Raw genomic sequence first — 10,958 nt, 5'->3', positions numbered from 1 at the left:
GTATAATATTAGTGCCCAATATTTATATTTAAAATGAATAAATTTTAAGGAGAAATAGTTATGAGTAATAAAAAAATAGATATTGAAGAACAAATTATAAAGAAATCATTTAATCTTTTTTTAGTAAATGGCTATGAAAAAACAACTATTAGACAAATTGCAGATGCAGCTGGAATTGGAAGAGGACATTTATACTATTACTTTAAAAAGAAAGAAGATATACTCCTTTATATTTACAAAACTATATTCAATAAGATTTACGAGTTAATAAGCAATCACCATATGAATGATACTGAGCTTTTATTAAATTATGCTGTAACACAATGTTTGTATACATATACAATAGTCAGATATGAAAGTCTATTTAGAATATATATAGAAGCATCAACAGTGCCTATAATCAGAAAAGAATATGTAAATATACTAGTAGATTTATTTAAGAAAAAAGCCCTAGAAACACATTATAATGTAGCTGAAAAAGATATATATATAAGTGTTACTGTTGGATGTTCAGGAGAAGAAGAATTACTTAGAAGATATTATAATAAAGATATACAATTAGAAATTGAGGACATAATAAAATCAGTAATATCAACTAGATTAATTTTATTAAACATAATAGATAAAGAACAAGTAGATCAAATTGTAAGTAATGCAATAGATATTTCAAATAAATTAAATATTGGTGAATTACTAGAGAGTTTTGATATATTTTTAAATAAAGTTTAAGGAGCGTTATATGTACAAGACAATACTAATACTTATTTGTATTTTTATTTTGATTTGTATTTATTTAAGTCACAATATAAATACATTAGAAATAGCACAATATACAATTAAAAATAAAAAAATACCAAAAGAATTTGATGGGTATAATATTGTCCAAATTTCAGATTTACATAGTAAATCATTTGGCAAAAATAATATAAAGTTATTACAAAAAATTAAATCTTTAAATCCAGATATAATAGTTATCACAGGTGATTTAGTAGATGGAGAAAATAATAACTACGATATAGCTTTAAACTTTATGAAGGAACTGACAAAACTATATAAAGTTTATTATATAATAGGAAATCACGAGCAAAAGGCATTGATTAAAAAATATAAACAAGAGTATATTAAATATTTTGAAGAATTAAATCAAATAGACTTTATAAATTTAGACGATGATAAAGTGAAAATACAAAAAAATAACTCTAAAATAAATTTATATGGACTTACAGTTCCATATAGTTGCTATAAATATTTATTTGACGATAAGGAGATTACAACTATCGACAGTAAATTTTTAGAACAAAAATTAGGTGATTTAAATAAAAATGAATTTAATATACTACTAGCACATACTCCATTTTATTTCGATGCATATGAAAAATGGGGTGCAGACTTAACTTTATGTGGTCATGTACATGGTGGCGTTGTAAGACTACCATTTATAGGAGGCTTATTATCACCAGATAGAAAGTTCTTTCCTAAGTATGATTTAGGAAAATACGAAAAAAATAATTCGACTATGATAGTAAGTAAAGGACTTGGAGGCTCAAAAGTATTAATAAGAATAAATTGTAAGCCTGAAATAGTCAGTATAAAATTAAAAAGCGATATAATTTAAAAGAACACATAGCAGTTTTTCTGCCATGTGTTCTTTTTATTTCTAAGGAAATTATATATAATTTCCAACTTATTATTTAAAGCAACGGAATCTTTGATTCGCCCGTTATATGAGCGAAGCGAATTTTTTATGTGCAATAAAAATTTTATAATCTACTGTAAAAATTTAACACAAAAACTTGTTGACAAACTTTTGGGCGCGCCCTACAATCTAGGTATAAATATTGGGCACGCCTAAAAATGGAGGTAGAATTATGGAAAGGATATCAAAAGCGATAGCCAAACATAGCAAATTAATTTTGCTATTAGCAGTAATATTAGTAGTTCCAGCAGCATTTGGATATTTCAAAACAGATGTAAATTATGACATATTGAGTTATTTGCCAGAAGAGACATCTACAATGCAAGCAGAAAAAATTTTACAAGATGAATTTGGATGCGGATCTATCGCGATGCTTATTGTTGAAGATATGCCAGATAAAGATGTAGCCAAAGTAAAAGAAAAAGTAGCTAAGTTAGATGGAGTTAAAAAAGCACTTTGGGTAGATGATTTTGTAGATTTATCTGTACCAAAAGAAATTCTCCCAAAGGATATGACAGATTTACTTTATAATGGCGATAAATCTACTATGATAATAGTGATGTTAAAAGAAGGTACAGCAACGCTAACTACTCAAAATACTGTACAAAAAATTAGAAACATAGTTGGTGCACAAGGATTTTTAAGTGGTATGAGTGGTATTATAAAAGATACTAAAGATTGTGCAGATGGAGAGATGCCATTATATGTAATAATAGCTGGTATACTTACTTTAATAGTTTTATTACTTACAATGGAATCAACTGTAGTACCATTTGTATTTTTATTAAGTATAAGTTTAGCAATTATATATAATTTTGGTTCTAATATAATTTTAGGAGAAATCTCATATATAACTAAAGCCTTAGCAGCAGTATTGCAACTAGGGGTAACAATGGATTATTCTATTTTCTTACTTCACAGATATGATGAAGAGTTGGGAAAAAACTCCGACAGAATAGAGGCCATGTCAAATGCAATACAAAACACATTTGTATCTATAATAGGTAGTTCGACAACTACTGTAGCAGGATTCTTAGCACTTTGTACTATGGATTTAAGTTTAGGTATGGATATGGGTATAGTAATGGCAAAAGGTGTTATAATTGGTGTTTTATGCACAGTAACAATTTTACCATCATTAATATTAATATTTGACAAACCAATACACAAATATAAACATAAAACAATTTTACCAGTATTTGAAAAAACTTCAAAATTTGTAGTTAAACATTATAAAAAACTAGCAGTATTATTCGTTATAATATTTATCCCTGCATTTATAGGAAATAACAATGCGAAGGTTTATTATAACTTAGATGAGTCTTTACCAGATGATTTTCCATCAATAGTTGCTACTAATAAGATGAAAGATGACTACCATATGGAAAGTACAGATTTTATCTTAGTAAGCGATAAATTAGATTCAAATGATGTAACATCTATGATTAAAGAACTTGAAGAAATAGACGGTGTAAACTCAGTTATAGGACTTGAAAAATATATAGGTCCAGCAATAGATCAGGAAATGATACCTGATGAAATTTTAAGTGAATTAAAAGCTGGAGGATATGAAGAAATATTATTAAATTCAAAATATAGAGCAGCTTCAGATGAGTGTAATGCACAATTAACAGAAGTTGAACATATAGTCCATAAATATGACCCTGAGGGTCTTGTAGGTGGTGAAGCACCTCTTACAAAAGATTTAATAAGAATAGCAGATACAGACTTCAAGAAAGTAAGTGCAGCTTCTATAATAGCAATATTCTTGATAATAGCTATAGTATTTAAATCAATATCATTACCAGTTATATTGGTTGCAGCAATAGAATGTGCTATATTTGCAAACTTAGGAATTCCTTATTATACAGGAAAGATTGAACCATTTATAGCATCTATAGTATTAGGAACAATACAATTAGGAGCAACAGTTGACTATGCAATACTTCTTACTTCTAGATTTAAAGAAGAATTGGGATATAATGATAATAAATTTGAAGCTATGCAAGCAGCAATAAAACATAGTGGTGGATCAATAATGACAAGTGCGTTATCATTCTTCTCAGCAACTATAGGTGTTGGTGTAATTTCACAACTAGAACTTATAGGTTCATTATGTAGCCTAATGTCAAGAGGGGCAATAATAAGTATGTTTATGATTATATTCATATTACCAGGATTATTACTTGTATTTGAACCAGTAATAAGAAAAACAAGTAAAGGTTTTGAACCTGATAAAAAATCAAAAACAGCAGACGCTGTAAATTAAAAGATATTTAATATTATAAGTAGTTAATTAATGGGGGAGGATTAATCATGTATAATAAAAATATTAAAAAGAAATCAATTGCATTAGCAACTGTAGCATTAGTAGCAGCAAATAGCACTTGTGCTTTTGCTGCAAAAACAGATAGTAAAGTCACAAAAGATGAAACAGTATATTCTATATTAGATGAAAACGGAAATGTAACAAAAAATATTGTTTCAGACTGGATAAAAAGTGACTCATCTTTAGGAAATATAAAAGATGTAAGTAAATTGACAAATATAAAAAATATAAAAGGAAATGAAAAACCAAGTATAAATGGAGATAATGTTACTTGGGATGTAAATGGGGATGATTTATATTATCAAGGTGAAAGTAAAGAACAATTACCTATAGATGTAAATATAAGATATGAATTAAATGGAAAAGTAGTAAATCCAAAAGACGTAAAAGGAAAAAGCGGTGATTTTAAAATCACTATAAAATTAAAAAATAATGTTAAGAAGAATGTTCAAATAAATGGGGAAGACAGAATAATATATACACCATTTTTAACAGCAGGGGAAATATTACTAGATAGAGATAATTTCAAAGATATAGAAATCAGTGCAGGAACTATGTTAGATGAAGGAAATAATGCTTCTATAACATTTATATCTTTACCAGGTTTAAGTAAATCTTTAAATTTAAGCAGTGATTTAAATAATTACTTAAATTTAAAAGATGAAATTGTTATAACTGGTAATACGACTAATTTTAAAGTTCCAACTATAATGTTTGCTCTTACAAGTGATATTACTGGAACATTAGAAGACATAGATGGAGATATGAACTTCAGTGAATTAAAAAGTGCATTACAACAACTAGAAGATGCAGGAACAGAATTAGTAGATGGAGCTAAACAAGTAGCTGATGGAAGTGAAACACTTAATTCAAGTTACAGCAAGTTTGATGATGGTGTAAAATCATTAGATAGTGGAATAACTACATTAAAAGAAGGTTCTGATACACTTGCAAATAGTTTACCAACATTAAATGAAGGTGCAATGAGTTTAACAAGTGGTTTACAACAAATAAATGAAGGACAACAATCTTTAAATTCAGGTATAGCAACTTATACTAATAGTGCAAATCAATTAGATGGTGCTTATGCACAATTAACATCAGGAATAAGCTCATTAGATCAAGGTATTAGTTCATTGAGCAAAGGAGCAGAAACACTTGCAAATAATTTACCAACATTAGATCAAGGTGCAATGAGCTTGACAAGTGGACTTGCTCAATTAAATTCATCACAAAGTAAATTTGCAAGCGGTGTACAAAGTTATGTAAGCAACGCAAATAAATTAGACCAATCATATAACAATATAAACAGTGGTATAGATTCTGCATATAGTGGAGCAAGCAATTTAAGTGGAGGATTAAGCCAATTAGATAGTGGAGTAGACAGTTTAATAAGTTCTACAAGTACTGTAAGTTCATTAGCTGATTCTGTTGCACAAGTATCTTCACAATTATCATCATCAAGCAGCAGTCAACTTCAAGCACAAATAAATGCTTTATCACAAAAAGCCGCAGCAAATGGAGATAGCGAACTTGCAGCAGAAATAGCTCAATTAGGAAGTAGTTTACAACAACAATCTGGACAACTAAGTACAGCAGCAGCTAGCTTAAATCAAATAAGCTCTGGACTAAAAACAGTAGCATCTAAACAACAATCTGGACTTAGCTCAGTTAAAAATGGAATAAGCTCAGTATCAGCAGGTGCATCTAGTTTACAATCAGGATTATCAACACTTAAAAATGGTTCATCACAATTTGGATCAAGTTTAAATCAATTTGCTGGAGCAGGAAGTACACTTAGTGATTCATCTTCACAATTATCAAATGCAACACAAAGTGCATATGCAGGAAGTCAACAATTATCAGTAGGAACAAATCAACTAGTAAGTGGAGCAAGTAGCTTGACAAGTGGTATTAATCAACTTAAAAATGGTTCATCATCATTATTTACTGGTTCACAAACATTCGGTACTAATTTAAGCCAATTTGCTAAAGCTGGTGCTCAGTTACAATCAGGAAGCAATACTTTATCAAATGCAACACAAAGTGCATATGCAGGAAGCCAACAATTATCAGCAGGTACAAGTCAATTAGTAAGTGGGGCAAGTAGTTTAACAAGTGGTGTTAACCAACTTAAAGATGGTTCATCAACATTAAGCAGCAGTTCTACACAAATAAAAGACGGTATATCTAGTTTAGCAAGTGGTAGCACTCAACTTTATGATGGTACTGTTCAATTTAAACAAGAAGGTCTTGACCAATTAAGTGGTGAAGGTAATCAATTAATATCAGAAGTAGGAAATATAATGGACGTTAAAGATGAATTAGTAACAGCATCTGAAGAATACAATAACTATTCAGGAATAAATAGTGATGATATGAATGGTAAAGTTAGATTTGTATTTAAAGTTGAAGAATCAGAAGATAAAGATACTAAATCAGAAAGCCAAAAAACAGATACAACAAAAGACAATACTCAAGAAAAGAAAGGTTTTGTAGATTGGATAAAAGGTTTATTTAATAAATAAAAATTTAAAAAATAAATTTACTAGATAATTATTATAGTTAATAAAAAATAATTATTGTACTATATAAAATTAGAGATGGTTTATAAATCATCTCTAATTTTATATCTGCTTATTTATTGCGAAACTAAGCTATATAAAAAAATTTTATTGACTATTGATATAGCTTAATATTATATTATATTTATAAATACAATGGAACAATTATCCAATGAGGGGTGTTGGATAATTATAAAGTCAGGGGGGAGAGTTTTGGTACAAAGCAATATTACTATAATAGTAATTTTCGTAATATATCTAGCTATGATGCTTGCAATAGGTCTTATTGCATATAAAAAGACTAGCAATACAGAAGATTACTTTTTAGGTGGAAGACAATTAGGAAGTTGGGTAGTATCCCTTAGCGCACAAGCATCAGATATGAGTGGATGGATGCTAATGGGACTACCGGGAGCTGCATATATTGCAGGATTAGAAGCAGGATGGATTGCATTAGGATTAACTATAGGGACTTATTTTAACTGGAAACTAGTAGCTAAAAGGCTTAGAAATTATACTGAAGTATGTAATGCAATAACAATTCCGCAATTTTTAGGAAATAGATATAGAGATAATCAAAATATACTGAGAATAGTCAGTTCGTTATTTATATTAATATTTTTCTTAGTATATACTGCATCAGCATTTGTTTCAGGTGGAAAATTATTTTCAACAGTATTTGGAATAGATTACACATTAGCTTTATTGATATGTGCTGTAGTAGTTGTATCGTATACTTTTGCAGGAGGATTCTTTGCAGTATGTTGGACAGATTTAGTTCAAGGGATTTTAATGTTTGTTGCTATAGTTGTTGTTCCTTGTGCTGCTGTAGTTAGTATGGGGGGAGTAGATGCAACAATAGCTAGAATAGAATCAGTTAATGTAAATATGCTAAATCCATTTATAACACTAGATGGAACACATATTGCTATGATAACTGTTATATCATCACTTGCGTGGGGGCTTGGATATTTTGGACAACCACATATATTAGTAAGATTTATGGGGATTGATGATGCAAAAAGTATTAAAAAGTCTAGATTAATAGCTATGGTATGGGTAGTATTCTCTTTAACAGCAGCAACTATGGTAGGTTTACTAGGAAGGGTATTTTTAACTGAGGATTTAAGTAATTCTTCTGGGGAAACTGTATACATATTAATGGTTATGAAGATATTCCCGCTTGTTATAGCTGGTGTATTCTTAGCAGCAATACTTGCAGCAGTGATGAGTACAGCTGACTCTCAGCTATTAGTTACAGCTTCGGCGATAACTGAAGATTTTTATAAAGCAAAAATTAGACCACATGCAAGTGACAAAGAATTAATGATAGTAAGTAGACTTACAGTTATGGGAGTATCCATAATAGCTATACTTATAGCATTAAATCCTGATAATACAGTTTTAGGTCTTGTTGAAAATGCATGGGCAGGATTTGGAGCCACATTTGGACCAATTATGTTGTGCTCATTATTCTGGAAAAAAACAACTAGAAATGGAGCGATTGCTGGGATAGTAACAGGTGGAATTGTGACAATAGTTTGGAGAAATTTAGGGGTTATATATGGTGGAATATTTAGCTTATATGAAATAGTTCCTGGATTTATATTATCATTAATAGCAATTTATTTAGTAAGTAAATTTGGACAAGAACCATCACAAGAAATCCAAGATGAATTTGAAAAGGTTAGAGAATTAAATAGAAATTGTTAATAAAAATAAGTTAATATAATATGAAAGCACAATCTAATGAACTATATAATATATAATTAGATTGTGCTTTTTTGATGTATAATTAAGATATAAGAAAGAATTTTATATGTAATCTAGGGGGGATTTGTATGAATTTAGAACTTGATAAAAATTTAAAATATGTTTTTATTAAAGAAAAATACTTTGAAGATGTTCTTAAAACACAAGGAAAACTTACAACTATAGAAAAAAACTTTGGACATAAGTATGACAAAAAAAGAATTAAAGTAGTAAATCAAAAAAGTGGTTTAGTAGATGGAAAATTCTATGTAAGCTATAAATGGTGTGAGAGAATATATTAAATAAAAAAAGGATGATAAACTCATCCTTTTTTTATGCAAATTATTCAGTTAAACGACTGCCTTCTAATTTAGAAATAAATTTATGGAATAATTTATTAATCGGTGCCTTTAAGAATATATTTATAACAATTGATAATATAAGGAATATTAATAATACGCTTATATCTCTAGTTAAATTAGGCATATATACTCCTCCAATTGCTTCCCTCATTGCCGAAATACCATAAGTAAATGGCAAGAATGGATATATCATTTGGAAGAACTTTGGAGTTACTTGTATAGGGAATGTACCACCAGAACCAGCTACTTGAAGAACAAGTAAAATTACACCAACGGCTTTTCCTATATTTCCAAATATAGATACCAATGAATATACTATAAAGTTAAATACTGCACTTACAAATAAGGCTATCATCGTAAATAAGAGTGGATTATCCATATGAACCTTAAGTATAAATATATTTCCAAGACTTACAATCAATGCCTGTATAAGTGCTATTGATAAGAATGTAAGTCCTCTACCTAGATAAACTTGGTAAGGTTTATATTCGTCGTCATCTTCACCTTTAACATGAACTTCTGTAGTTAAAAGTGATGTTAAAAGTAATATACCAACCCAAAGGCAAAGTGTAGTATAAAAAGGTGTCATTGAAGCACCGTAATTAGTCATAGGATATATAGTTTTTTGAACTATATCAACAGGAGATTTCAAGAAATCTACATTGGTCATGACATCATTTTTTAAGAAGTTTATAAGATCTTTTGTATCTTCACTGTTGTTTATTTTGCTTATAGCATCTATGAAATCATTTAATATAGCTTTTGCTTCAGGAATTTTTTCATTTGCAAGAGCTATAGTACCTTCTGCATTTTCTGAAAATCCTGAAAGGCTAGCTAATAAGCTTTTGACTTTAGGTATTTCAGCTTGTGCATTTTTTAATAATTCACCTACATTTTCAGAAACACCTATACCTTGATTAAGAATTTTATTTATAGGATTTTTTATAGTTGAATCATAGTTGTTAACTAAGTTTGATGTAATAGAATTAACATCATTTAGTAATGTAAGCATACTGTTTAATTTTGTTAAAGATGGTTGCTCATTTGCTTCAATTTGAGATTTTACTGTATTTAAAATATTTATTGAAGTTTCAAGCTTACTATTTATTGTATTTAATTTGTTTATAGAATCATTTAAATGTTGTCCATTTGTTATTTGATTTATTTTTGTTAAAAGGCCAACAATATTACTTGAAACATTGTGTAAATTATTTAATTTTGACGTTAAATCGTCTATACGTTGTGGTGCATCTTCATAATTTGAATTTATAGCTTCTATCAATGCTGAAGCACTATTTGCAGCTGAAGCAGATACACTATTTAAAATCTGTAAATCTCTTTTTATTATAGGGCCTAAATCACTTAGATTATTTTGTGTGTTTTGTAAAAATGAGCTTGCATCAGAAGACAAATCAGATGCTGTTGTAATAGTTTTTTCTATTAAAGGCATATTCTTATTTAAGCTATTTATTACACCATTCATTTTTTCTATAGATTCAGAGCCATATTTTACAGTGTTATCAATTGTTGCAAACTTATTTTTAACATCTATCAGAGATGTTTCGATTTTTGTCAACTTTGGCAACTCTTCTTGTAATTTTACACCAGTATCGTTTAGTAAAGTAAATGCTATTTCACCAACAGTTTTTATAAATTCACTATTTACTTGACTTTGAATTGATGAAGCGCCTTTATCAGTTATTTTAGGGGCGATTGCATTTATCTTTTCATTTACCGAGTATATAATTTTAGCTTTTGTTGTTTTTTTAGATAAGATTGATGCTAAATCCTCTGAAAAATTGCTTGGGATTTCGATTGTTGCATAATATTTTCCGTTTTCAAGTCCCTTTTTAGCATAATCTGAATTTACAAATTCCCATCCAAGGGCGTCGTTGTCTTTTAATTTTTTTACTACTTGATCACCTACATTTATGTTTTTATCAGACAAAGTTGTACCTTTATCTTTATTTACTACAGCAATTGGAATATTTCCAGTATTTCCATATGGATCCCAAGATGCATAAATATTAAACCATGCATAAAGTGAAGGTAAAATACAAAGAGCTAATACGACAATTAAAAGAGCAAAATTAGTAAATATATCTTTGATGTCATCATAAAATACTTTAAAAATTTTTGTCATTGTATCCTCCAAGAATATATTTCTGTTTTGTTAACTTATTTATATTTGAATCTCGACTTTGTTAGGGTTTACAATAGTTTTACCCACAAAATAAATTCAATATTAATTTATC

General features: G+C 28.8%; 7 protein-coding genes. 6 read left to right on the top strand and 1 reads right to left on the bottom strand.

The features are described from left to right. Window positions 1–60: 60 nt before the first annotated feature. The 6 genes from I4U58_RS09445 to I4U58_RS09420 all read left to right on the top strand — a co-directional run bounded on the left by I4U58_RS09445 (window position 61) and on the right by I4U58_RS09420 (window position 8,643). Entirely contained in the window at window positions 61–729 is a 669-nt protein-coding gene (locus tag I4U58_RS09445; RefSeq protein ID WP_195931053.1) for a TetR/AcrR family transcriptional regulator, read from the top strand. A gap of 10 nt (window positions 730–739) precedes the next feature. Then, entirely contained in the window at window positions 740–1,615 is an 876-nt protein-coding gene (locus I4U58_RS09440; protein WP_195931052.1) for a metallophosphoesterase, read from the top strand. Between the two features lie 253 nt (window positions 1,616–1,868). Further along, window positions 1,869–3,965 (top strand): MMPL family transporter, encoded by a 2,097-nt coding sequence (locus I4U58_RS09435; protein WP_195931051.1) that lies wholly within the window; start codon window positions 1,869–1,871, stop codon window positions 3,963–3,965. Between the two features lie 47 nt (window positions 3,966–4,012). After that, window positions 4,013–6,553: a hypothetical protein gene (locus tag I4U58_RS09430; RefSeq protein WP_195931050.1), complete on the top strand. Its 2,541-nt coding sequence runs from the start codon at window positions 4,013–4,015 to the stop codon at window positions 6,551–6,553. Between the two features lie 249 nt (window positions 6,554–6,802). Continuing rightward, window positions 6,803–8,302, top strand: a complete 1,500-nt coding sequence (gene putP, locus I4U58_RS09425; RefSeq protein ID WP_195931049.1) for a sodium/proline symporter PutP — start codon at window positions 6,803–6,805, stop codon at window positions 8,300–8,302. A gap of 128 nt (window positions 8,303–8,430) precedes the next feature. Further along, complete coding sequence (locus I4U58_RS09420; RefSeq protein ID WP_195931048.1) at window positions 8,431–8,643, top strand: hypothetical protein; 213 nt, start codon at window positions 8,431–8,433, stop codon at window positions 8,641–8,643. Window positions 8,644–8,683: 40 nt separating this feature from the next. On the opposite strand, the gene I4U58_RS09415 is transcribed toward I4U58_RS09420, so the two are convergent. Next, on the bottom strand, window positions 8,684–10,846 hold the full coding sequence (locus I4U58_RS09415; protein WP_195931047.1) for a YhgE/Pip domain-containing protein: 2,163 nt from the start codon (window positions 10,844–10,846) through the stop codon (window positions 8,684–8,686). Between the last annotated feature and the right edge of the window lie 112 nt (window positions 10,847–10,958).

The organism is Clostridium sp. 1001270J_160509_D11 (assembly GCF_015667935.1).
Classification (GTDB): domain Bacteria; phylum Bacillota; class Clostridia; order Peptostreptococcales; family Peptostreptococcaceae; genus Intestinibacter.
This window is presented reverse-complemented; position numbering and strand designations above follow the sequence as displayed.